Annotated in this window: 22 protein-coding genes and 1 tRNA gene; 15 read left to right on the top strand and 8 right to left on the bottom strand. The window is 33.6% G+C overall.

The annotated features are described in order from the left end of the window. Positions 1 to 34 precede the first annotated feature (34 nt). The 3 genes from P5P87_RS14750 to P5P87_RS14740 all read left to right on the top strand — a co-directional run bounded on the left by P5P87_RS14750 (position 35) and on the right by P5P87_RS14740 (position 3,681). The gene (locus P5P87_RS14750; protein WP_278019761.1) at positions 35 to 1,171 is read left to right on the top strand and encodes an HlyD family secretion protein; all 1,137 of its coding nucleotides are present in this window, start codon (positions 35 to 37) and stop codon (positions 1,169 to 1,171) included. Next, positions 1,087 to 2,670 carry an MFS transporter gene (locus P5P87_RS14745; protein WP_177211227.1) on the top strand — a complete coding sequence of 528 codons (1,584 nt, stop codon included), beginning with the start codon at positions 1,087 to 1,089 and terminating at the stop codon, positions 2,668 to 2,670. The genes P5P87_RS14750 and P5P87_RS14745 overlap by 85 nt, the downstream gene beginning before the upstream one ends. Positions 2,671 to 3,021: 351 nt before the next feature. Then, positions 3,022 to 3,681, top strand: a complete 660-nt coding sequence (locus tag P5P87_RS14740; protein WP_278019760.1) for an HAD family hydrolase — start codon at positions 3,022 to 3,024, stop codon at positions 3,679 to 3,681. 389 nt (positions 3,682 to 4,070) lie between these two features. On the opposite strand, the gene P5P87_RS14735 is transcribed toward P5P87_RS14740, so the two are convergent. Beyond that, a complete protein-coding gene (locus P5P87_RS14735) occupies positions 4,071 to 4,862 on the bottom strand; it encodes a hypothetical protein (protein ID WP_278019759.1) in 792 nt (263 codons plus the stop codon). A 272-nt stretch (positions 4,863 to 5,134) separates the two neighbouring features. On the opposite strand from P5P87_RS14735, the gene P5P87_RS14730 reads away from it, so the two are divergent. Both P5P87_RS14730 and P5P87_RS14725 read left to right on the top strand, forming a co-directional pair. Next, a complete protein-coding gene (locus tag P5P87_RS14730) occupies positions 5,135 to 5,755 on the top strand; it encodes a TetR/AcrR family transcriptional regulator (RefSeq protein ID WP_278019758.1) in 621 nt (206 codons plus the stop codon). Between the two features lie 4 nt (positions 5,756 to 5,759). Next, complete coding sequence (locus P5P87_RS14725; protein WP_278019757.1) at positions 5,760 to 6,116, top strand: GIY-YIG nuclease family protein; 357 nt, start codon at positions 5,760 to 5,762, stop codon at positions 6,114 to 6,116. 116 nt (positions 6,117 to 6,232) lie between these two features. Here P5P87_RS14725 and P5P87_RS14720 read toward each other — a convergent pair whose 3' ends face one another. Continuing rightward, positions 6,233 to 6,661 (bottom strand): hypothetical protein, encoded by a 429-nt coding sequence (locus P5P87_RS14720; RefSeq protein WP_278019756.1) that lies wholly within the window; start codon positions 6,659 to 6,661, stop codon positions 6,233 to 6,235. Positions 6,662 to 6,692: 31 nt separating this feature from the next. Then, positions 6,693 to 6,923, bottom strand: a complete 231-nt coding sequence (locus P5P87_RS14715; protein ID WP_177211222.1) for a helix-turn-helix domain-containing protein — start codon at positions 6,921 to 6,923, stop codon at positions 6,693 to 6,695. An 87-nt stretch (positions 6,924 to 7,010) separates the two neighbouring features. Here P5P87_RS14715 and P5P87_RS14710 point away from each other — a divergent pair, with 87 nt between their 5' ends. Beyond that, the gene (locus tag P5P87_RS14710; protein ID WP_278019755.1) at positions 7,011 to 7,250 is read left to right on the top strand and encodes a hypothetical protein; all 240 of its coding nucleotides are present in this window, start codon (positions 7,011 to 7,013) and stop codon (positions 7,248 to 7,250) included. 436 nt (positions 7,251 to 7,686) lie between these two features. Here the strand turns inward: P5P87_RS14710 and P5P87_RS14705 are convergent, their stop codons facing one another. Both P5P87_RS14705 and P5P87_RS14700 read right to left on the bottom strand, forming a co-directional pair. Continuing rightward, positions 7,687 to 8,106 carry a hypothetical protein gene (locus P5P87_RS14705; protein WP_278019754.1) on the bottom strand — a complete coding sequence of 140 codons (420 nt, stop codon included), beginning with the start codon at positions 8,104 to 8,106 and terminating at the stop codon, positions 7,687 to 7,689. A 236-nt stretch (positions 8,107 to 8,342) separates the two neighbouring features. After that, positions 8,343 to 8,424, bottom strand: a tRNA-Leu gene (locus tag P5P87_RS14700). 110 nt (positions 8,425 to 8,534) lie between these two features. Between P5P87_RS14700 and P5P87_RS14695 the strand changes: the two genes are divergently transcribed. From P5P87_RS14695 to P5P87_RS14665, 7 genes are all read left to right on the top strand, one after another. Beyond that, positions 8,535 to 9,923, top strand: a complete 1,389-nt coding sequence (locus tag P5P87_RS14695) for a dipeptidase (protein ID WP_278019753.1) — start codon at positions 8,535 to 8,537, stop codon at positions 9,921 to 9,923. Positions 9,924 to 10,390: 467 nt separating this feature from the next. Continuing rightward, positions 10,391 to 10,813 (top strand): toxin-antitoxin system YwqK family antitoxin, encoded by a 423-nt coding sequence (locus tag P5P87_RS14690; protein ID WP_278019752.1) that lies wholly within the window; start codon positions 10,391 to 10,393, stop codon positions 10,811 to 10,813. Positions 10,814 to 10,832: 19 nt separating this feature from the next. Beyond that, positions 10,833 to 11,795, top strand: a complete 963-nt coding sequence (locus P5P87_RS14685; protein WP_278019751.1) for a DUF6624 domain-containing protein — start codon at positions 10,833 to 10,835, stop codon at positions 11,793 to 11,795. Beyond that, positions 11,792 to 12,166, top strand: a complete 375-nt coding sequence (locus P5P87_RS14680; protein ID WP_198854767.1) for a BlaI/MecI/CopY family transcriptional regulator — start codon at positions 11,792 to 11,794, stop codon at positions 12,164 to 12,166. Before P5P87_RS14685 ends, P5P87_RS14680 begins: the two co-directional genes overlap by 4 nt. Further along, on the top strand, positions 12,163 to 12,957 hold the full coding sequence (locus P5P87_RS14675) for a M56 family metallopeptidase (protein WP_278019750.1): 795 nt from the start codon (positions 12,163 to 12,165) through the stop codon (positions 12,955 to 12,957). The genes P5P87_RS14680 and P5P87_RS14675 overlap by 4 nt, the downstream gene beginning before the upstream one ends. Before the next feature lie 50 nt (positions 12,958 to 13,007). After that, positions 13,008 to 13,364, top strand: a complete 357-nt coding sequence (locus P5P87_RS14670) for a hypothetical protein (RefSeq protein ID WP_278019749.1) — start codon at positions 13,008 to 13,010, stop codon at positions 13,362 to 13,364. 134 nt (positions 13,365 to 13,498) lie between these two features. Further along, a complete protein-coding gene (locus tag P5P87_RS14665) occupies positions 13,499 to 14,632 on the top strand; it encodes a M56 family metallopeptidase (RefSeq protein ID WP_278019748.1) in 1,134 nt (377 codons plus the stop codon). A 166-nt stretch (positions 14,633 to 14,798) separates the two neighbouring features. Here the strand turns inward: P5P87_RS14665 and P5P87_RS14660 are convergent, their stop codons facing one another. Continuing rightward, the gene (locus tag P5P87_RS14660; RefSeq protein WP_278019747.1) at positions 14,799 to 16,163 is read right to left on the bottom strand and encodes a saccharopine dehydrogenase family protein; all 1,365 of its coding nucleotides are present in this window, start codon (positions 16,161 to 16,163) and stop codon (positions 14,799 to 14,801) included. A gap of 187 nt (positions 16,164 to 16,350) precedes the next feature. Between P5P87_RS14660 and P5P87_RS14655 the strand changes: the two genes are divergently transcribed. Together P5P87_RS14655 and pckA are read left to right on the top strand one after the other, a co-directional pair. Then, on the top strand, positions 16,351 to 16,737 hold the full coding sequence (locus P5P87_RS14655) for a DUF423 domain-containing protein (protein WP_278019746.1): 387 nt from the start codon (positions 16,351 to 16,353) through the stop codon (positions 16,735 to 16,737). Positions 16,738 to 17,038: 301 nt separating this feature from the next. After that, positions 17,039 to 18,643 carry a phosphoenolpyruvate carboxykinase (ATP) gene (gene pckA / locus P5P87_RS14650; protein ID WP_278019745.1) on the top strand — a complete coding sequence of 535 codons (1,605 nt, stop codon included), beginning with the start codon at positions 17,039 to 17,041 and terminating at the stop codon, positions 18,641 to 18,643. A 124-nt stretch (positions 18,644 to 18,767) separates the two neighbouring features. Here the strand turns inward: pckA and P5P87_RS14645 are convergent, their stop codons facing one another. Then, positions 18,768 to 19,826 (bottom strand): phytase, encoded by a 1,059-nt coding sequence (locus tag P5P87_RS14645; RefSeq protein WP_278019744.1) that lies wholly within the window; start codon positions 19,824 to 19,826, stop codon positions 18,768 to 18,770. Between the two features lie 76 nt (positions 19,827 to 19,902). Continuing rightward, the gene (locus P5P87_RS14640; RefSeq protein WP_278019743.1) at positions 19,903 to 22,713 is read right to left on the bottom strand and encodes a TonB-dependent receptor; all 2,811 of its coding nucleotides are present in this window, start codon (positions 22,711 to 22,713) and stop codon (positions 19,903 to 19,905) included. Positions 22,714 to 22,895 lie beyond the last annotated feature (182 nt).

The following is a 22,895-nucleotide window of genomic DNA, read 5'->3' as shown; positions in this document are numbered from 1 at the left end:
AAAGATTTTTAGAAAAGAACTAAGTTAAAGAGATATGGTTAAGATAAAAAATGAAACTAGAAGAAATAAAACGTTTCATATACTAATAACAATTATTGCGTGTGTGCTTGTTATAAGCGGTGTTATTTTAGGAATTTGGTTTTATGTGTTCAACAGAAATCACGAAGAAACCAACGACGCGCAAGTCGAACAATATGTAACGCCAATTATGTCTCGTATTACGGGTTATGTGCAGGAAGTTCGTTTTAACGAAAATCAGTTTGTGCATAAAGGAGATACTTTGGTTGTGATTGACAATCGTGAATATAAATCAAAATTGAATGTGGCTCTTGCCGATGTTCAAAATGCGCAACAAAACAGCGTTGTGGCGCAGAAAAATGCCATAAATACGGCAAGTGCAACAGCGATTAACGAAGCGCAATTAGAAGTCGCAAAATCGAATCTTTGGAAAACTAAATTGGAATATGAAAGATACAAAGCTTTGGTAAGCGAAGAAGCGGCTACTTCTCAGCAATTAGAGAAAGTAAAAGCTGATTACGAATCGGCTCAGGCGCATTTTCAGGAAATGAAAAATAGAATCCATTCATCTGCTTTAAGCACTTCTGTTGCCGAAGCAAACGTTCCGACAACACAAACCAATATTGCTTCAAAACAAGCTGTTGCAGATAATGCTGCTTTATTTCTTTCGTACACCATAATTACAGCGCCTTATGACGGCTGGGTTGGAAAACGAACTTTACAGCCAGGACAATTGGTAAAAGAAGGTCAATCTTTATTATCAATTGTAAGTAAAGAAAAATGGATTACGGCCAATTTTAAAGAAACGCAATTGCAATATTTAACCGTTGGGCAAGATGTTGAAATTAAAGCCGACGCTTTGAGCGATAAAACTTTTGTTGGTACAATCGCCTCTTTATCGCCAGCGAGTGGGGCAAGATTTTCATTGCTTCCTCCAGATAATGCAACGGGTAACTTTGTAAAAATAGAACAAAGAATTCCAGTTAGAATTCAGTTGAAAGACAGCGACAAACAAGCCGACTTTTTAAGAGCGGGAATGAATATTACTGTGATCGCAAGCACACTAAAATGGAAGATAAAAGTATTTTTAAATCATGGGTTCCAAAATGGGCAATCATTACGATTTTGTTTGTTTGTCTTTTGCATTCCATGATTTTATTGGGAGTTTATACGTCAAACGTAACATATGCGGCAAGTTTTCTGGACATTGAGCCCGAAGATTTGCAGTACGCGATGTGCGTTACGTATGGGACTCTGCTGGCGACAATTCTTATAGAAAGCCGATTTTCGAGTTTTTTTCCTGCCAAAAATTACCTCATGGGCGTTTATTCCTTAATTGGAGTTACGATTGTAACGTCGGGTTATGTCGATAATTTTGCGGTTTTTCTATTGCTGAGAGTTGCCGAAGGAATCTTAATGGCGCTTCCTGCCATTACCATCAGACAATTGCTTATTGAGCAGTTTGATTCTAAAAATGCCATTATAATTGGGTTTTCCTTTTATTATGGTTCTCTACTGTTGTCAACGCCTTTTATTATGAATATTGCGGTTTGGTTTCTGGATCATTACGATTGGAAATACATGCTGTATGTTTCGGGCGGACTGCAGGTTTTAAATGTCTTTTTAATCTTGGTTACTTTTCGTGGGCACCGAACAACAAAGAAAATCCCGTTGTATCAAATCGACTGGATGAGCTATTTTTTGGTTTTAACAGCTATTCTTTGCGGTGCCTACTTTTTTGTGTATGCCGAGAAAAAATATTGGTTCGAATCTTCTCAAATGGTTTTAATGCTTATTACGGCACTTATTACGGGAGGTTTGTTCATCTTCAAAGAGCTTTTGGTTAAAAGGCCAACTTTTAATTTTGAAGTTTTTAAATACGCCAATCTGAGAATTGGGTTTTTATTGTTTTTCCTGTTTTACATCAGCAGAGCAACGTTGAGTCTTTGCCATTCGGCGATGTATTCGATTTGGAATTGGGATCCGTCTCGAGTTGCGGGTGTGCAATACATTAACGGACTCGGAAATATCATCGGATTGGTTTTGGCGGCTTTTTTCTTGATGAAATCGCTTTCGACCAAAATCATTTTTCTGATTGGTTTTTCGCTGATTGCGTTGTATCACTTTTGGTTTACGTTTCTATTTGTGCCCGATGTGGCTTTATCAGATATTATTGTTCCGTACTTTTTGCAGGGCATCGGAGTTGGATTGTTATTTGTTCCGTTGATTTTATTTACTACTTCTTCGGTTCCTGCAAATATGGCGGTTTCTTCAGGAATTGTCGGCGTTTCTGGACGTTTCTGGGGAAGTACGATTGGTTTTTGCGTCATGCAGAATGCAACTGTATTTTTAAACAAAAAACACTTTTTAAAACTAAGTCAGTTTGTAACTGGCGAAAATCCCGAAGCACAGCAAAACATTGCAAACGCTACGCAGAGTTTTATTGCCAAAGGATATTCGGCAGATAATGCGAATGTTTTAGCTATGAAAAAGATTTTTGGAAGCATTGCCAAACAGTCGACTCTGTTGGCAGATATGGAGATTTACACTATTGTAGGTTACGGTTTATTGGTTTTGATTATTCTTATTGCGTGCAATCAGCATTTGAGACAGACTATGACTTTGGTTAAAAGCAAAATTTGGATTGGGTAAAGGTTTTGTTTCAGGCTTAATGTTTCAAGTTTTTGCCAATCTTTGTCTATTATTCTCGCAATCCTGATAGCCATCGGGAGTAGAGATGCAAAGAGTTTTATTTTTAAAGCCACAGATTATAAAGATTAAAAGGATTTTTGTTTCACGCAGATTCGGCAGATTTTAGCAGATTTAATTTTGATTTTAATAATATCTGCGCTTATCTGCTTAAATCATTTTAAATCTGCGTGAAATAAAACTCTGCGACTTTGCGAGATTCAAAAAAAATCTTGGTGAATCTCTGTGAGAAACCTCTGTGTAACTCTGCGGAAAAACTTATCTTGCATCCGTTAAAAACAACAAAACAAAATTATGAGCCAGCAATGTGTAATTTTTGATATGGATGGTGTGATTTCGCATACAAATCCGCATCATGTAATCGCTTTTGAAAAGTTTTTCGATAAATATAATATTCCGTACACGAAAGAAGAATTTGAAGAACATATGTACGGAAAACACAATAGTTATATCATGACGCATTTCTTCAAACGTCCGATTGCGGGAGAAGAACTGATAAAATTAGAAGACGAAAAAGAAGGAATGTTTCGCGAGATTTACAAAGACAAAGTCGAAGCGATTCCGTATTATATGGATTTTTTAAACGAATTAAAATCTCGTGGTTTCAAAACAGCCGTTGCAACATCGGCGCCTCGTGCGAATCTGGATTTGATTGCAAACGCTTTGAAACTTGGCGAAAAAATGGATTCGATGATGTCTAGCGAAGACGTTACATTTCATAAACCAAATCCTGAAGTGTATTTAAAATCGGCAGAAAGAGTTGGAGTTTCTCCTTCTGATTGTGTGGTTTTCGAAGATTCTTTTTCGGGAATTACAGCAGGATTAAATGCCGGAATGAAAGTCGTAGGCGTTTTGAGCACGCATACAAAAGAAGAACTTCCGCCATGCGATTTTTATATTAATGATTATAGTGAAGTGAATGTGGATAAGATTATTGAAATATTGGGTAGATAAATTCCAATTTTTTAAAATCCCAAATTCCAAGTGATACGAAACCTTTGTCAAAGTTTTAAACTTTGACAAAGGTTTTTTTCATATTGTAACCACAATCTTGTCATTTCGACGAAGGAGAAATCTTCGTTAGAAGCTCCACAAAGATTGTTGATATGCGTTACCGAGTTACTTGCGAAGATTTCTCCTTCGTCGAAATGACAAACTAAACGGATTTAAAAACCGTTTAATACTTCTCCTCTAGAAAAGCCATCTAGCCTTTTTCAAATTCCAAGATTAAAGAATTTTTATTTCACGCAGATTCTACAGATTTTAGCAGATTTATTTTGATTTTATAATATCTGCGTTTATCTGCTTAAATCATTTAAAATCTGCGTGAAATAAAAAACGAATCAATACTTCTCCTCCAAAAAAGCAATCCATCCTTTTTCAAATTCCTCTTGCGTTACGTTCAATGTTTTTTGGATATTGCCGAAAGACGCAATCAGTTTGGGCAGAATATCTTTTCCCCATTTTTGAGTCATATATTCGATTATCGTGTAGCCAATGTTGTAAATCTGATTGCCGTGATTAAGATCTTCTAAAGTCAGGTTTTTGCTTTTGGCGTATTTTACGCTTAGCGAATTAACCTCTTTCGCTTCAAACATACTAATCGATTCCCAGAGCCAGCGCGGATATTCGGCTTTAAACTTTTTATCAAATTCCCTTTCAAAAGTTAGTCGGTCTTGTGTGATAATCGTGTCTTTTGCTTTGTATATTAATATGTTGAGCTGAACGCAATGCGTAAACTCGTGCAAAGCCGTTTTGAGCGGATCGTCTGGAAAGATAGAATTAAACCAATTCGTCCATACAAAATGAAATTCGTTTGGGCCACGACTTGTGCCTTTTGTGTTTTCTGTTAAACCTGTGGCCTCATTAAACTTAAATTGCGAACCGTAAACAAAAACCTTTATCGGGTCGTGTTCTACGTCTTTTAGATTTTCTCTTATTTTAGAATAATTTTCCTCTAGATGTTTGCTGACTTTTTCGGCCTCGCTTTTATAAATTCCGTTGTAGGAAACAATAAAATGCTCCGATTTAAGAGTTTTGGTTTCGTGCTGAACGGTAAAGCTTCGAACTGTTCTTGCAAAATAAAAGACAGCAATAATTGCTAAAAAAATGACTAGTAATCTGTATTTTCTCATGTGTTCTAATTGTTTTTTTTGAGATTTAAAAACAAGTGAAATTTTGAGAATTAGGTTTTTGGTTTTTTAAAAGTAAGAATATTTAAATACTAAAGTGTAAAATAATTAAAGAAATTTCTGAATCGCTTTTTGTTTTGTCGCTCCCGATAGTTGTCGGTATATTAAAATTAAAAGAGTACTTATCGTATTGTTTCCTGTTTTAACGGAAGTTTTTTATGGCAAAAACATTGCAATTGCATCAAATATTTTTATTTTTGTTCAAAATATGAACATTGTTCATTTTTTATAATGATGTTTACGATATGAGCAGAAAAGAAATACAAGAGCAGAGAATGAAAGATTATTTCATTCAGGCTACCAAAGAAATTTTAAAAGGAGAAGGCATTCAGGCTTTAAGTGTAAGAAGTATAGCCGAAAAAGCGGGTTATTCGTTTGCTACACTTTACAATTATTTTAAAGATGTAAAAGAACTTATTTTTTTTTGTGTGAAAGATTTTCAGCAGGAATGCCAGGAATATGTTGAAGATAAAACAAAAGATACGGAAAGAGGCGAAAAGAAAATTATTGCGATTTCGATTTCCTACGCCGATTATTTTGTACAGTATCCAAGTGTTTTTGAAATCTTTTTTATCGAAAAACTTCCTAATTCGGCTGAAAATGCCAGAATATCAGAATTAATTTCCTCTTTTCTCGAAAAACTCTGCCAAGAAGAATTTCAATATTGCATTGATCAAAAGAGTTTTACGGCCGAAGAAGTTCAGGAAATAGTAAAAGAACTTAATGGTTTAATTACGGGGATTTTACTGCTGTATTTAAACCGAAATTATCCGTCTGATTATGGTGATTTTACTAAAAATTTAAAATCGCAAATAGAAAAAACAATGAAAAAATAAGCGCATGAAAACCAAAAAAGAACTTAGAGACGAATACAAGGAAATGAAGTTCAGAAAAGGTGTTTTTCAAATACGAAATACCGTAAACAAAAAAGTATATATAGATAGCAGTGCTGATCTTGATGCTATTTTTAAACGCCAAAAATTTCAGCTTAACTGCGGGAATCATCCTGTGGCAGAACTTCAAAAAGACTGGAAAGAACTTGGAGAGGACAAATTTGAATTTGAAATCCTGAGCGAAATAAAAGAAAATGATACGGCTGTAAAATCTGACCCAAAAGATTTGAAACTTTTAGAGCAAATGTTTTTGGATGAAATAATGCCTTTTGATGAAAAAGGATATAACAAAAAGAAAAAATAACCTATTAAGAAATGAAGTTTTATGAATTGCCTCCTGCTTTAGCTGGAGGTTTTTTTATGTTTGAAAAGGAAAAGGCTTTAGTCGAATGTTAAAAGGTTTATAATTTAAATTGTGTTTTATAAATAATCACTGAAAATATAAAGCTTGTTTTTATTTCTCATTGCAGATTCGCAAATTTTAACCAATTCATCAAGTGCTTCTTCGGCACCACTACCTTGTTGAACTACTTTTTCTCTTACGTTTATTAATTGCTCATTAAATTCCTTTATTCTGTAGCATTCTATTTCTTGTGCTATTGCATCATTTAAAATTGCATATTCTTCAGAATGGTATTTATATATCAAGCTCTCTGGATTCAGTTCTCTAAATTTTGAATAATAATGATCAATTATGAATCCAAATTGATGTGTAGTTAATTCCAGCTCATAAATTAGATTATTCTCTTTATCTCTTTCTCTAAAGTATATTTCATCTAAACAAACGCTATATGGATAAAGTTTCATCCATTTTGAAACTAATTCTATTTTTAAAGGTAAAATTTTCAAGATTTAATTTAATATGAATGAAAAATATTTTCTATTTCAAAGGAAAATCAAACAATTCTTTAGGTTTGATATCCAAAGCATTAGCTATTTTTATAAGAGTTTTTACAGTAGTATTTATTTCGGCTCTTTCTATTCTGCCTATCTGATTTTTTTTGATATCACAATCATCAGCCAAAGCTTGTTGTGATAAACCTTTTTTTTCACGCAATTGTCTTATGTGAGTGCCAAGATTTGCAATAAAGGTTTCTTCTGAAATATCCATATTTCAAAATTCTTAAGATTTATTTTTGTCTTGGTAACATTTATGTGTTCAAAAGTATTATATTTACCACATTTAAAAAATAAGACAATGGCTACAAACGATCTTTCAAAAGAAACAGAAAAAAGACTCTTAGATTTTTTTAATAATGTTATTGATGCCAAAGATTTGGCAAAAGCAATTCGGCAATTAAATTATGCAATTGCGTTAGTTGTTATGAAAGATGATGAAAGAGGATATGCTTATGCTCAAAGAGAAAACCTAGAAAAAGGTTTTTATTGGCTGAATGAATTAGCCGAAATTTTACATCCGTATCTGGAAGTTGAATAAGAGAAAATAACGTTTTAAAAATATCTTCATTTCGACGAAAGGAGAAACCAAAAGCAAAACCGACAAAAAATTCCAGATTGATTTCCGCAATTTTTTTCATAGTGTACAAACTGTTGGTGATGCTGAAAAGCTCCTTTCGTCAAGATGATTTGATAAAGATGAATTACCGCGTAGTTTGTCATTTCGAGGAACGAGAAATCTTCGCAAGTAACTCCGCAACGGAAATCCAATCTTTGTCGAGCTTCTTGCGAAGATTTCTCGTTCCTCGAAATGACAAAACTGTACTAATAGTTTGGTGTTATTCTCAAAATATGCCTCATTTTTTTAATCATTGGAACGCATTCATTGTCGACAATCTTTGTCTCCCGTGATTGAAATCACTAGCTATATTTGAAAGAGGATAGTCATATTGAGATTGATTACTAACCTTTTTTAATCATGAAATCCAATGTCCAAATTCAGTTATAATTGTCCAGATTCCATTAGTTTTTTTTAATAGATAACTCTTTCCGGAGGCACTGTGAAAAGATTTTGAATATGTTATAGATACAATGCAATTTTCAAAATCATTATCAAATAAGGGTTTGCTTACCGATATTATATTTTGCCTTTTGTAAATATCTTTAAATAGTATTTCTATTTCTTCGTCGGTTAGGCAATTTGTATTTTTGATGTATTTAGGATTAAATTCAGATTGTTTTATTAATTCTGAATTCCAAGTTTCCTCAGTATCAGTATTGTTTTTTTCAAAATCATTTAATGTCTTTTCAGATACTGTAATTCCTCCAGTATCTTCTTTAAATTCTCTGACATTAAATGAAGTTTTAGGTTTTCTACATTCTATATAAATAGGCACTTTGTTCTTTTCGATTTCGTGGCTAATTATTTTTTTAAATATTTCATTTTCTTGTTTATTCTGTGAGAAGCTTAAAATTGAAAATAGAAGCAGTAATATTTTAAAAACCTTTGACATTGAATGAAATAAGTTTATTTGTTTTTTTTGAAGATATACTTTTGGCTAAATGTAATAAAAAATTGGACATTGCCAAAAAACAAAAAAGCTTCTGAAAAATCTTCAGAAGCTTTTTTTTGTGCGGATAATAGGACTCGAACCTACACGCCTTGCGGCACCAGATCCTAAGTCTGGCACGTCTACCAATTTCGCCATATCCGCGGTAATTGTGGGTGCAAAGATAGGCATACTTTTGAATTATCAAAGCATTTTTTGAAAATTTTTTTTAATTCTCTTTTTTGTACTTTTGGGTTTCTATAAAAATAATTTAAATGGAAAATATTAAGTCCTACGTTCAACAACATAAAGATCGGTTTATCAACGAATTGATCGAATTATTAAAGATTCCGTCGGTTTCTGCCGACACTGCATATTCTCAAGATGTTATTGACACAGCAGAGGCTGTAAAAGAAAGTTTATCAAAAGCAGGGTGCGATTATGTCGAAACTTGCGACACTCCAGGTTACCCAATTATCTACGGAGAGAAAATTATAGATCCAAATCTTCCAACGGTTTTAGTTTATGGCCACTACGACGTACAACCGCCAGATCCGTTAGAATTATGGACTTCACCACCTTTTGAACCGGTTATTAAAACTACAGATATTCACCCAGAAGGCGCAATTTTCGCGCGTGGAGCATGTGACGACAAAGGTCAGATGTACATGCACGTAAAAGCGCTTGAATTAATGGTACAAAGCAATACGTTGCCTTGTAACGTAAAATTCATGATCGAAGGTGAAGAAGAAGTTGGTTCTGCAAGTTTGGCTTGGTTCGTAGAGCGCAATCAGGAAAAACTGAAAAACGACGTAATCTTGATTTCAGATACAGGAATGATCTCTAACCAACAGCCGTCTATCACAACAGGTTTAAGAGGTTTGAGTTATGTTGAAGTAGAAGTTACAGGTCCGAACCGCGATTTGCATTCAGGTTTATACGGTGGAGCTGTGGCGAACCCAATTAATATTTTGGCAAAAATGATTGCTTCGCTTCACGACGAAAACAATCATATTACAATTCCAGGTTTCTACGATAAAGTAGAAGAATTATCTGCAGAAGAAAGAGCAGAAATGGCAAAAGCGCCTTTCAGCTTAGAAAAATATAAAAATGCTTTAAACATTGCCGATGTTTACGGTGAAAAAGGATATGTAACCAACGAAAGAAACTCAATCCGTCCAACATTAGACGTAAACGGAATCTGGGGCGGTTATACTGGCGAAGGTGCTAAAACGGTTATTGCGAGTAAAGCTTTCGCTAAAATCTCGATGCGTTTGGTTCCAAATCAGGAATGGGAAGAGATTACAGAACTTTTCACAAAACATTTTACAAGTCTTGCTCCAGCTGGAGTTACAGTAAAAGTAACGCCTCACCACGGTGGTCAAGGTTATGTTACGCCAATTGACAGCATCGGATATCAGGCGACAAATAAAGCGTATACAGAAACGTTTGGAGTTCCTGCAATTCCGGTTCGTTCTGGAGGAAGTATTCCGATTGTGGCTTTGTTTGAAAAAGAATTAAAAAGCAAAACCATCTTAATGGGATTTGGTTTGGATAGCGATGCTATTCACTCGCCAAATGAGCATTTCGGAATCTTTAATTACTTGAAAGGTATTGAGACTATTCCGTTGTTTTACAAGTATTTTGTGGAGCTTTCTAAGTAGTTTTTTTAACGCAAAGAACGCAAAGGTTTACGCAAAGTTCACTAAGATTTTTTAAGTGAGATTTTATAAAAGTTCGCAAAGTTTTTTATACAAAGCTTTGCGAACTTTGCGTTTATAAGTGTAAACTTTAAAAAAAACCTTGCGTTCTTTGCGGTTGAATTTTTTTTAACCGCAAAGGCCGCAAAGAATTTACGCAAAGTTCGCTAAGATTTTTTAAGTAAGATTTATAGAAGTTCGCAAAGTTTTTTTACACAAAGCTTTGCGAATTTTGCGTTTATAAACGTAACCTTAGAAAAAAACCTTGCGTTCTTTGCGGTTAAATTTAATGTTTCACTCTATGTTCAAGAACCTGATTAAAAGATCACTAAATTTTTATGAATAAAAATTTTCTCATAAAAGTTGTGCGTTTGATTTTTATTTCTACATTTGTAGAGCAACATCTATAATTGTAGAATAAAACGGTGCCTATGAAAAACATCTTTTTAGTATTTCTTTTGGGTTCAATGCTTTTGAGCTGTAAAAGCAAACCGATCAATCAGAAAATTGACAAGAAAAAAGAAGGTGTTTGGATTGATGATTATACGCAGGATGGTACAAATTATAAATCGTATGAATATTATAAAAACGATCTTCCGGTTAAAAAATGGAAATCATACATTAACGGAAAAATCTATAAAACAGAGAAATATAAAAACGGAATCTGTGTCGTGAAAAGTTATTACGAAAACGGAAAGCTGGAATCGAAAGGGAAAACAAAATTAGAAACGAATTCGGTTGAAACGCATTGGTTTTATTTTGGAGAATGGAAGTTTTATTCGGATAAAGGAAAATTAAAAGGAATCAAAAATTACGACAAAGGAGAATTGATTTCGGAACAAAATATTAAATAGACAAACTAACCTCTAAACCATGAAAAAATTAATCACGCTTTCTTTTCTCTTAATGAACTGCTTTTTCTTGCAAGCTCAAACGTATAAAGAATGGGTTCACAAAGCAGATTCTTGTTATACAGCAAAAAACTATGAGTTGTCTGTTGCGTATTATGAGAAAGCTTTTAAAATAGAACAGAAAGATAATCGAGATTTATACAATGCAGGCTGTTCTGCTTCTATGGCAAAAAGGAATAAAAAAGCATTTAAATGGCTGAATCTTTCTATCGATAACGGATACGAGAATATTGCGCATATTAAAATTGATAACGATTTAAAGCCTTTGCACTCAGAAAAAGAATGGAATAAGACAATTGATAAACTGCAGAAGAAGTTAGATGTAATTGGAGCAAATTATGATAAAGTGCTGGAAAAGCAACTTGCGGAGATTTATACCGAAGATCAGGAAATTCGTGGAGAATTTATGAATGTTTATAGAGCTACTAAACCTGATAAAAAGAAAATTGACAGCGTTGGTAAAATTATGCAAAGAAAAGACAGCATTAATCTTATTAAGGTGATGAAAATACTGGACGAAAAAGGCTGGTTAGGAAAAAATGTTGTAGGCTCTCAGGGAAATCAGACTTTGTTTCTGGTGATTCAGCATGCCGATTTAGAATATCAGCAAAAATATTTGCCGATGATGAGAGAGGCGGTTAAAGACGGAAATGCCAATCCAGCAAATCTGGCTTATTTAGAAGATAGAGTTGCTTTGAGAGAAGGAAAAAAACAAATTTATGGCAGTCAGAGTTCAAAGAATAAAAAGACTGGTAAAATTTGTATCGCACCAATGATAGATCCAGATAATGTCGATAAAAGACGTGCAGAAGTCGGACTTGGCACAATGGCCGACTATGCAACGAAATTGAATATTGATTGGAATTTGGAGGAATATAAAAAGGAATTGGCTGAAACAGAAAAACTTGAAAATACAAAACCATGATACAATTATCAAATGCAGAAGAACAGTTAATGGAGCATTTATGGAAGCTTGAAAAGGCTTTTATGAAAGATTTGCTGGAAGCGTATCCGGAACCAAAACCAGCAACAACAACCGTGGCAACGCTTTTAAAACGAATGATCGATAAGAAGTTTGTAGCGTATAACGAATTTGGGAATTCGCGAGAATATTATCCGCTCGTAAAGAAAACAGACTATTTTGCAAAACACGTAAAAGGGCTGATTAGTAATTTCTTTAATAATTCGGCTTCGCAATTTGCTTCGTTTTTTACGACTGAGACCAATTTGTCGGCTTCGGAATTGGAAGATCTTAAAAAAATAATCGATTCAGAAATTCAAAAAAAGAAGAAATGATAGCTTTTATTGTAAAATCGACAGTCGCTTTATGTGTTTTTCTGGCTTTTTATCATTTGATATTAGAGCGAGAAAAAATGCATCAGTTTAATAGATTCTTTTTGCTTTTTGCAATTGTGATTTCCGTTGCAATTCCGTTTATCTCATTTGAAATTATAAAAGAAATTCCTGTAGATTTTTCAAGGCAAGTTGCTATTAGTCAGCATGCACTAAATACGTCGATTCATCAAACAGCAGAAAAAGTAGATTATAAATTCATTCTTTTATGGACTTTATACGCAATCGTAATGCTGTTGATGGCGGTAAGGTTTGGAAGAAACATTTGGAAGATTTTTTCCAGAATTGGCAATTCTCCAAATGTAGAATTTAAGAATTCAAAATTGGTTTTGGTAAAAGAAAAAATAGTGCCACATACCTTTTTGCATTACATTTTTATCAATTTAGAAGATTATAAAAAGCAAAATATTGAAGCCGAATTGTACACGCACGAATTGGTTCATGTGCATCAAAAACATACTTTGGATATTCTCTTTATAGAGTTTTTAAAAGTTGTTTTTTGGTTTAACCCGATCTTTTTGTTTTATAAAAAAGCAATACAACTCAATCACGAATTTCTTGCCGATCAGGAAATTGTGAAAACTTATAATAATGTTCCGTTTTACCAAAATTTACTTTTAACAAAAGGAAGCGAGAAACAAACGATTTACTTGGCCAGTAATTTGAATTATTTAGTAACAAAAAAACGATTAATAATGATGAAAAAAGAACATCAAAAAACACAGCGTTTTTAAAGAAAATTGCTGTAGTGCCTCTGGTCACGATTTTAATGTTGCTGTTATGCATGAAAACAGTTGCACAAGAAGTGAAAACAGAAGTAAAAAGTAGTACAAGTAAAAATTCTTCTGATGAGAAAACAGTTGTTTCAAAAGATAAAAAACAAGATGTGGCTGTAAAGGAAAAATCTGTTAAGCCAACAGACAAGAAGAAAACCAAAGTTTCGTCTCAGCCAGCAGTTGCTTCAAAAAAAACGCAGGATGTAAAAGAGAATGAAGCTTTAAATAAAAAACAAGAATCTGGTTCTGAGGTGAGTGCTATAATTAGTGAAAGTGAAGGAAGGGTAAAAGAACGAAGAAAATCTTATGGTTATCAAGATATAAAGTTTGATACTACAATGTTTAGAAGACCACAAAATCCTTGAGAATAAAACATTCTTAAAAAAGGTAAATAATCGATTCAGAAAAAAATAAAAAATGATAACATATCTTTTAAAATCGGGTTTGTCTGCTTGCTGTTTTTTATGCAGTGTATAAATTGTTGTTAGAAAACGAAAGAATGTTTCGTTTTAATCGTGTCTATCTTATCGGAAGTTTGATTTTTAGTCTAGTTATTCCGCTGCAATTGTTTTCGATTGCATCATTTTTTCCGTCAAAAATTAAAACAATTCAGCTGGATGAAATAATGATTGTGTCTAATCAATCAATCTTAAACAAAGTTTCATACAATGAAATCCTATATTTCTTTTTAGGTGCAATTTATGTTCTTATTGCAACAATTTTACTGATTCGATTTGCTATAAATGTTTCTTCTTTTTTCTTGAAAATGAAAAAGAATTCGGTACAATTTATAGACAATCAGAAACTTGTTTTAATGAAAGAATCGATTTTGCCACACTCTTTCTGGAATGCTATTTTTATTAGTAAAGAAGATTTTACAAATGGAAAAATTCCATCAGAATTAATCGCTCATGAAAAAGCACATTTGCAGGAAAAACATACTTTAGATATTCTTTTTGTTGAGTTTTTGCAAATCGTATTTTGGTTTAATCCGATGTTTGTTTTGTTTGAAAAAGCCATAAAGCTCAATCATGAGTTTTTGGCCGATGAAGCCGTAAACAAACAATTTGATGAAGTTAAAAGCTATCAGAACTTATTGTTGCAATTTGCTTCAAATAAACATACTGTCGTTTTAGCAAGTACTATCAATTATCAAATAACCAAAAAACGTTTGCTTATGATGACTAAAGAAAAATCGCCAATTGCAATGGTTTTAAAAGTGACTTCTGTAACTGTTGTTTCTTTTTTATTGTTAATTGCTTTTAATTCGGAAGCTACTGCGCAAACCAGTTTTAATGGAAAAAACAGTATTGGTGTTAATGAAAAGGCAGATGTTAAACAACCACAATTTCCTGGCGGAATAGAAAAGTTCTATATGTTTGTGGGACAGAATTTTAAAATGCCAAAAGAATTTTCGAAACAAAAAATAGACGGCAAGCTTTTTATTGAGTTTATGGTTGAAAAAGATGGAAGTTTGTCTGAATTTAAAATTGTAAAAGATTTAGGATATGGAGCAGGAGAGGAAGCAATAAGAGTTTTGAAACTTTCGCCAAAATGGATTCCAGCAACTGAAAATGGTCAAGCTGTTCGAGTGTTGTATTCATTGCCTATAACGCTTCAAAGTGAGAAGTAGAGATTCAGAGTAGCAAAGGTTCAAAGGTTCAAAGGTTTTTCTCTGTGCCTTTGAACCTTTGCCTCTTTGCGCCTCAGAATAAAAAAAATCCGCTTCTGATGGAGGAAGCGGATAAAATCAAAAAACTAATTAAAAAAAAATTCTAAAAATAAACATGCAATCTAGACTAAAACAAATCTGGATTGTAACCAAAATAAGGTACATTTTGTTCGTTAAAAATGACCCCATATTCTTCTAACTCTTTCAAAATAGGTTCGTAAACTTCCTTTTTAATAGGAAGTTGTACACCTGGAGTTGTAATTTTTCCGTTTAAAATCAATAATGTAGCAATAGCAACCGGAAGTCCGACTGTTTTTGCCATTGCGGTATAAGTTTGGTCATCGCCAATACAAACCATTTTAGAATCGATTTGTTTCTTTTCTCCATTTAGTTCATAACCAAATTTGTGATACATCACAATCATATCTTTATCTTCTGGTTCAAGAGCCCAGCTGTCAGTTAAGATTTTTTCTAAAATCTGAGCTGGAGTGGCTTTAGGAAGATTTACTTTTTTGTTTGGGTTAAATAAATCCAATTCCAGAAGTTTATCCCACATAATATCGTCTTGATCGATTTTTAAGATCAAACGTGTTTTAATTTCAGCTGAATCTGTTGGATGATACGGTAGAAAAGAATTGATAAACTGACGATAGCTCATGTTTTCAGAATCTTCTATAATGTAGCTGTCATCTGTCATACCGAGCTGTACAAACATGTTCCAAGCTCTAGAAAAACCAACCCTTCTAATGGTTCCTCTATATAAGGTAAGAATATCATCTAAACCATAAACCGAACGGTATTTAAGAGAATCGCGATTAGAATAGGCTTCAAATTTCCCGTAGTCTTCTACTTCCAGAAATTCAGTTCTTCTAAACAAAGCACTGTACGGAATGTATTTATAAGTGCCTTCCTGAATAAACTTCGCTGCACCGCCCTGACCAGCCAAAACTACATTTCTTGGTGCCCAAGTAAATTTGTAGTTCCATAAATTATTATCAGATTCTGGAGCTACTAAACCTCCGCAGAAAGATTCAAACAAAATCATTTTACCGCCTTTAGATCTGATTTCGTCAATGACTTTCATGGCGCTCATATGATCGATGCCTGGATCGAGGCCGATTTCGTTCATAAAAATCAGATTGTTTTTGATGGCTTCTTCGTTTAAAGCCTGCATGGCATCGCTTATGTAGGAAGCTGTAACAAGATGTTTTTTGAATTCAAGGCAGTCTTTTGCGATTTCGATATGCAGATGCGCCGGAAGCATTGAAATTACTATCGAAGCACTTGCGATAGCTTTTCTTCTTTCGTCGGCATTAAAAATATCTAAGGCAAGCGGAGTGGCGTTTGGATGATTTTGTGTCTTTGCTTTCGCAAGATGCAATGAAAGGTCAGCTACCGTTAAATGTAGTTGTTCTTCATTAGATTTCGATAATAAATATCGAATCAAAGACGATGCAGATCTTCCTGCTCCAAATATTAAAATGTTTCTCATGCTTTAAATATTTAACACAAATATATTTAAATGTTATAAATATAACAATTCAAATTAAAGAAAATAAAATTATTTTTTTCGCAAAACCCAAAAAATAATTTGATTTTGTTCTAAATAATCCAGAAACAACGGCGGTTTTTCAGTTCGTTTGAAGTATTTTTGTTTGAAATTTCAAAAGAGATATATTATGAAAAGAAGAATCGTTTTAACAGGAGCTTTTATTGGTATGTTAGCTATTATTTTGGGTGCTTTTGGTGCTCATTTATTAAAAAAATATCTTTCGGTTGACCAATTAAATACTTTTGAAGTTGGTGTTCGTTACCAAATGTATCACGCTCTATTTCTTCTGTTTTTATCTACACAAAAAGAACTTGCAGAAAAGACCTTAAAAACAATCTATAATTTCGTTGTTGCAGGTGTTGTTCTTTTTAGCGGTTCGATCTATTTATTGGCAACAAAAGACTATACTTTGTTTGAATCTAAAATTATAGTATTCGCAACTCCAGTGGGTGGTTTTCTATTAATTATTGCCTGGACGCTATTATTCTTTACGATTTTGAAGAGAAAATCATAAAATCCCGAAAAAAAAATTCTGTCTAAGAATTAATCTTTAATTTTGTCACATAAATAACATATAACTTTATTTGTGTGACTTTTTTGTATTTTCTGTTATCAAACAAAAATAATATAACAAAATCACGCATTAGGTTGTAAATAAACAAATTAGAAGCGATTATTTTTTTCTTTTTATAATTTTTAAAGTGAAATTTCTCTTTTTCCATATAAATTAAAGTGAAATTTAAGTATTTTAAAAGAAATAAAAATAAATCTGTAATTTTGCTTTAAACAAAAAATCACACACAACTTAAAAACTTATGGACACTAATACAGTTTTCGCGCAATCGATTTCGTTAAAAGAGCTAGGAATTGAAAATGCAAAAGTTCGTTATCAACTATCTGCAGATGAATTACATGCGATTACTTTGCAGTCAGGTCAAGGTGTTGAAAATTCTACTGGAGCGTTAGCAATTAATACAGGTGAATTTACAGGCCGTTCTCCACAAGATCGTTTTATCGTAAAAGATGATATTACAAAAGATCAAGTTTGGTGGGGAAATGTAAATATCCCATTTGAGCCCCAAGCTTTTGAAAAGCTTTATAATAAGGTAACAGCATTTTTATCAGACAAAGAAGTTTTTGTTCGCGACTCTTATGTTTGTTCTGATCCAAATTATAGATTGAATGTACGTGTTGTAACAGAAACTGCTTGGTCAAACTTGTTTTGCTACAATATGTTCTTACGTCCAGAAGATTCAGAACTGGCTAATTTTACTCCAGAATGGACAGTAGTTTGTGCTCCAAGTTTTATGGCAGATCCTGCTGTAGACGGAACACGCCAGTCTAATTTTGCTATTTTAGATTTTACTAAAAAAATTGCATTAATTGGAGGAACAGGTTATACAGGAGAAATGAAAAAAGGAATTTTCTCTGCATTAAACTTTATTCTTCCGGTTTTCAAAAATACACTTCCAATGCACTGTAGCGCCAATGTTGGTGAAGCAGGAGATACAGCAATCTTCTTCGGATTGTCTGGTACTGGTAAAACAACTTTATCTGCAGATCCAGAGCGTAAATTAATCGGAGATGATGAGCACGGCTGGACAAACGAAAACACTGTTTTCAATTTTGAAGGCGGATGTTATGCAAAAGTGATTAATTTAACAGAAGAAAATGAACCAGATATTTTTAGAGCAATCAAAAAAGGAGCGCTTTTAGAAAATGTGGTTTTCAAAGCAGGAACAAACGTAGTTGATTTTGACGATGTTTCTATTACACAAAATACACGTGTAAGTTACCCAATTACACATATTGATAATGTTCAGCCAGGTTTGGTTGGACACAATCCAAAAAATATATTTTTCTTAACAGCAGATTCTTTCGGAATTTTGCCTCCAATTTCAAGATTGACTCCAGGTCAGGCAGCGTACCACTTTATTTCTGGTTATACAGCAAAAGTTGCAGGAACAGAAGCTGGTGTAACAGAGCCTCAACCTAATTTCTCTGCTTGTTTTGGAGCGCCATTTATGCCTTTGCATCCAACGCGTTATGCTGAAATGTTGAGCAAAAAAATGAAAGATGCAGGAGTAAAAGTTTGGTTAATCAATACAGGATGGACTGGAGGAGCTTACGGAACAGGAAGCCGTATGAAGCTTAAATATACTCGTGCTATGATTACTGCTGCATTAAAAGGAGAATTAAACGATGTAGCGTTTAAAAATCATGAAGTATTTGGAATTGAAATTCCTCAAGATTGTCCAAATGTTCCAGTGGAAATTTTAAATCCTAGAAATACTTGGGAAGACAAAGATTTATACGATAAAAAAGCGTTGGAATTAGCACATAAATTCAAAGCTAATTTCGCCAAATTTGAAGAGTTTGCAAATGCTGAAATCTTAGCAGGTGCACCGATTACAGAATAAAAGGAATTATTTAATTCAAAATAAAAAAGCTGTTCAGAAATGAACAGCTTTTTTAGTTGGTTTCCAATCGCAGTAAAAAAAATAGACACTGAACACGGGACTGCGACTGAAAACCTTGAAACTTTTATTTTTTAGCTTCGTCAATTCGTTTTTGAATTAAATCCCAAGTATAATAGTGGAAAGTCATTCCATTACTCATCGCTACGAAAAGTCCGTTTTTGAATTTTGGGCCTAAATTTACACTAGTAGCATCAGCACCATCACATTCAATTGTAGAAGTTGGAACTTCAGCTAATAACGGATGATTGTTTGGATTTCCGTTGGCGCTTTCTCTTGGGTAAACCATAAAAGAATTTGCCTGCTGGTTAGATACTAAAATATATCCTGTAGAATCTGTTTTTTTGTAGATCGCGATTCCTTCGTGGTCTGCTTTGAAATCTTTTTGACCAAAGAAAGCCAATTCTTTATTATCGTTTAAAGCTGGGTCTGCTTTGTATTTTCTTATTCCAGCTTGTTCATCGCAATAGTACACAAAACCTAATTCGTTGTCTACTGCAATAGCCTCAATTTCTTTTTTACCACTATATGTTCCGAATTTGCGAACCACTTTTGCAGTGACAAATTTTCCGTTTCCAGAAAGTTCATATTGCCATAAATAACTTCCAGAAGGGCCTGTTTTTCTTCCTACAATAGCAAAAATTTTCCCATCAGATGGACGAGTGTACAAAGAAATTCCCATCGGATCGCGTTGCGTTTCTCCTTCAAAAACAGGAATTCCGCCGTTATCAATTGGCTCTAAATCAGGTAAACTGAAAATTCTGATTTTGTTTTCTTCACGTTCAGTTGTTACTGCAACATCTACTTTTTTTCCGTCAATAATTAATCCGTAAGCGATATCAACGTTGTTCGGACGTTTTAGCGGAATTGATTTTTTAAGGATTTTTCCATTCAAATCAAAAGCGTACAAACCTCCGTCTGTATCTTTATCTGTTCCAACAATAATACTCTTTGAAGCATCAGTTGGATTGATCCAGATTGAAGGATCATCTGTGTCGTGTGGAAGTGCTTCTGTAACAATTGTAGGTTTTACTGCGTTTGGCTGAACTGGCGCTAATTTATCGTTTTTGCAAGCTGTAAAGGCTAAGCTTAAAAGTAAAAAAGCGACTAAAGATTTATTTTTCATTTGTATAGTATATTTTAATGCAATTAGACAGAGCATTAAACTCTGTCTAATTTAAGAATTTTATAAAAGTGCAGAATTACAAGTCTAATTTCAATCCGAAATTGTAACGTGGCTGGTAGTATTCTGCTTGTTTTGTATGTGCAGCAACTCCTTGGTAGTAACGTAACGGTTGGTTTGTTAAGTTATTAGCTTCTGCAAAAAAGCGCAATTTTGGAGTGATTTTATAAGCGACATTTGCATCTAAGAAAAACTGTTTATCGTAGTAACTGTCTTTGTAAGACTCAGAACCTAATTCATCTAAATAATCAGATGTAAAGTTGGTTGAGATTCTTGCAGAGAAACGTTTATTTTCCCAAGATAAAGATCCGTTAAACATGTGAGGTGTTGTTCCAGGAAGACTGATGTCGTTTCTTTCGTTTCCATCCTCATCAGCAATACCTTTTGCTTTAGATTGTGTATAAGTATAGTTTAAGTAGATTGCAAAACCTTTTAAGAATTTACCAGGCAAGAAATCTAATTGGCGTTGGAACGCAACTTCAAATCCGTAAACATCAACATTTTTTCCATTTCTTGATTGTAAGAACGACCAGTTTTCTCCCGCAGGAATTGGGTTTACTTGATTAGGGAAATCTGCGGCAAATTTCGCATCAGTATATTGATTGTCGCTGTAGTTGTAAATGAAATCATTTAATCTTTTGTAGAAAACGCCTCCAGAAATTAAACCAACAGATTTGAAATAGTTCTCTGCCATGAAATCATAATTGTATGAGTATGTAGCTTTAAGATCTGGATTTCCAGCTGTAATTTCTTTATCTGCAGCGATATTGTTTACATAAGGAGCTAATGCGTAATAGTTAGGTCTAGCTAAAGCTGTTGTAGCAGCTGCTCTTAAAACTAAATCTTTTGTTGCATTGTATTGGAATGAAATGCTTGGCAATAAATTAGTGTAAGAGTTGGTGTTGTTGATTTTGCTTTCCAATTCTTCTTCGTCTAATACACGGTTTCCTGTGTAGTCAATGTGCGTGTTTTCCATACGGAAACCTAAAACCATAGAAAGTTTATCGTTAAAATCCTGATCCCATCTTACGTAAGCAGCAGTAATTCTTTCTTTAGCATTATAGTTTACAGCTAAATATTCTGCTGGATCTGCTTCTTTTTCGAATAGAGAAGCATTATTCAAATCTAAACTTCCTAAGAAAGAAGCTGAAGCAAAAGTTCCTGGTACATATTTGCTTCCTGGATTAAAATCTTTTCCGTCATAATAACTTGTTGGAACTTGAGATAATAATTCCATATCATCGTTTAGCGGAGTATAAGAATAGAACATATTGTTTCTTTCTTTTTCTTTTAAACGAAGTCTAAGACCAGTTCTCAATCTTCCTTTTTCTCCAGCAATTACAGAGAAAGGGAAACGGATATTTACTTTTGCACCAAACTCGCTTTCGCTTGTTTCGTCTGTGTTTTCAGTAACCGAGTCAAATTTAAATTCGTCAACAGATTCTCCAACAGTTGTTATTAAAGGAAATCTGATATCAGATAAATCTTCGAACATTTCTAAACCTTTTTGGCGGTATTCGATGTAACGCTCACCCGGACGGTATTCTCTTGCTTTTGCATAGTTAGCAGACCAATCTAAATCTAATGTAGAGTTGATTAAATGCTCTCCACGAATAGAATAATTTTGTACTCTTTGGTCTTCTAACCTTCTGTTTTTATTTCTGCTATTGTCTAAACCTCCTTTTGTCTGACGTTTTACACGACCTTCAAAACCAACAATTTCTTCACCATTATAGAGAGGTTCGATATCATCGTAAGTAGTTCTAAAACGGTTTTCTCTATCATCTCTCCAGTTGTAGATTGCATTAGCAAAAATCGTATTGTTATCGTTGAATTTATAATCTAAAGCAACAGAAGCACTACGACGGATACGTTGTACATCATATTTTCTAATTTCTGAAGCTTGTAAATATTGATTTCCAAAATCATCTTTTACCCATTCGTTTTCGATGTTATCAGAACCGTAATCAACATTGTTGTAAGATCCGCTAAAAACTACTCCAAGTTTATCATTAGCAAAACGGTTACCGTAAACAAAACCAGCAGTGTAAGAAGCGTGGTCACGAATTGGCAAATATCCTCCAGCAAGAGTTGCAGAAATTCTTTCTCCGTTTGGAGTTGCTCTTGTAATTAAGTTTACAGAACCTCCAATTGCATCGGCATCCATATCTGATGTAAGCGTTTTGTTTACTTCGATAGTAGAAATCATATCAGATGGAATTAAGTCCATTTGTACGTTTCTATTGTCTCCTTCTGCAGATGGAATTCTGTCACCATTTAAAGTTACAGAGTTCAAAGACGGAGCTAAACCTCTAATAATGATGTTACGCGCTTCACCTTGGTCATTTTGCATTGTAATACCAGGAACACGTTTTAAAGCATCTCCAACGTTAGCATCAGGAAAACGTCCCATTTGGTCAGAAGAAATTACGTTTCCGATGTTTTTGTTGTTCTTTTGTTGGTTCAGCGCTTTTGCTTGACCTTTTAAGATGTCTCCAACAACAACTTCTTTCAATTCATTTTCAGAAGCTTTAAGAGCAAAGTCAATTACATTGTTTTTTCCTTGCTCTACTTTTATTTCTTGAGTTAAAGTAGCATATCCAATATATTTTACTTCAACTTTGTAAGTTCCTTCGTTAATATTTAATAACTCGAAACGACCGTTATAATCAGAAACGGTGTATTTTTTCTCGCCTACAATTTGAACCATAGCTCCAGGAAGAGGCAGTTTGTCATCGGCGTCTAATATCTTTCCAGATATAATCGCTTTCTGTGCAAAACCTGTAAAGGCGAATAAAAAGAATGCTGTTAATAGATAAAAATTTTTCATTGTGTGTGTTTAGTTTGATTTTCGGTTGCGAAACTAAGACCTACGTATTACTAAAGCCTTGAAAAAAAATTAACATAGTGTTATGATTCCCGGCCAACATTAGAGATAGATTAATGTTAAAATAACATTTAAAAAAAAGAAATTTTATAGAATCGATTAAAAACAAATTGACTATTTGCCTG

Origin of the sequence: Flavobacterium ginsengisoli (assembly GCF_029625315.1) — a bacterium.
In the GTDB taxonomy this organism is placed as follows: Bacteria; Bacteroidota; Bacteroidia; order Flavobacteriales; family Flavobacteriaceae; genus Flavobacterium; species Flavobacterium ginsengisoli.
The sequence above is the reverse complement of the archived record's forward strand: the minus strand, read 5'-3'. Positions and strand labels throughout refer to the sequence as shown.

Excerpts from the sequence above, each read along its gene's own strand:
- P5P87_RS14670 (WP_278019749.1), top strand. The coding sequence starts at position 13,008 with ATGAAAACAGTTGCACAAGAAGTGAAAACAGAAGTAAAAAGTAGTACA.
- P5P87_RS14740 (WP_278019760.1), top strand. The coding sequence starts at position 3,022 with ATGAGCCAGCAATGTGTAATTTTTGATATGGATGGTGTGATTTCGCAT.
- P5P87_RS14710 (WP_278019755.1), top strand. The coding sequence starts at position 7,011 with ATGGCTACAAACGATCTTTCAAAAGAAACAGAAAAAAGACTCTTAGAT.
- P5P87_RS14640 (WP_278019743.1), bottom strand. The coding sequence starts at position 22,713 with ATGAAAAATTTTTATCTATTAACAGCATTCTTTTTATTCGCCTTTACA.
- P5P87_RS14750 (WP_278019761.1), top strand. The coding sequence starts at position 35 with ATGGTTAAGATAAAAAATGAAACTAGAAGAAATAAAACGTTTCATATA.
- P5P87_RS14695 (WP_278019753.1), top strand. The coding sequence starts at position 8,535 with ATGGAAAATATTAAGTCCTACGTTCAACAACATAAAGATCGGTTTATC.
- P5P87_RS14725 (WP_278019757.1), top strand. The coding sequence starts at position 5,760 with ATGAAAACCAAAAAAGAACTTAGAGACGAATACAAGGAAATGAAGTTC.
- P5P87_RS14680 (WP_198854767.1), top strand. The coding sequence starts at position 11,792 with ATGATACAATTATCAAATGCAGAAGAACAGTTAATGGAGCATTTATGG.
- P5P87_RS14655 (WP_278019746.1), top strand. The coding sequence starts at position 16,351 with ATGAAAAGAAGAATCGTTTTAACAGGAGCTTTTATTGGTATGTTAGCT.
- P5P87_RS14660 (WP_278019747.1), bottom strand. The coding sequence starts at position 16,163 with ATGAGAAACATTTTAATATTTGGAGCAGGAAGATCTGCATCGTCTTTG.
- P5P87_RS14665 (WP_278019748.1), top strand. The coding sequence starts at position 13,499 with ATGTTTCGTTTTAATCGTGTCTATCTTATCGGAAGTTTGATTTTTAGT.
- P5P87_RS14735 (WP_278019759.1), bottom strand. The coding sequence starts at position 4,862 with ATGAGAAAATACAGATTACTAGTCATTTTTTTAGCAATTATTGCTGTC.
- P5P87_RS14685 (WP_278019751.1), top strand. The coding sequence starts at position 10,833 with ATGAAAAAATTAATCACGCTTTCTTTTCTCTTAATGAACTGCTTTTTC.
- pckA (WP_278019745.1), top strand. The coding sequence starts at position 17,039 with ATGGACACTAATACAGTTTTCGCGCAATCGATTTCGTTAAAAGAGCTA.
- P5P87_RS14645 (WP_278019744.1), bottom strand. The coding sequence starts at position 19,826 with ATGAAAAATAAATCTTTAGTCGCTTTTTTACTTTTAAGCTTAGCCTTT.
- P5P87_RS14690 (WP_278019752.1), top strand. The coding sequence starts at position 10,391 with ATGAAAAACATCTTTTTAGTATTTCTTTTGGGTTCAATGCTTTTGAGC.
- P5P87_RS14745 (WP_177211227.1), top strand. The coding sequence starts at position 1,087 with ATGGAAGATAAAAGTATTTTTAAATCATGGGTTCCAAAATGGGCAATC.
- P5P87_RS14675 (WP_278019750.1), top strand. The coding sequence starts at position 12,163 with ATGATAGCTTTTATTGTAAAATCGACAGTCGCTTTATGTGTTTTTCTG.
- P5P87_RS14715 (WP_177211222.1), bottom strand. The coding sequence starts at position 6,923 with ATGGATATTTCAGAAGAAACCTTTATTGCAAATCTTGGCACTCACATA.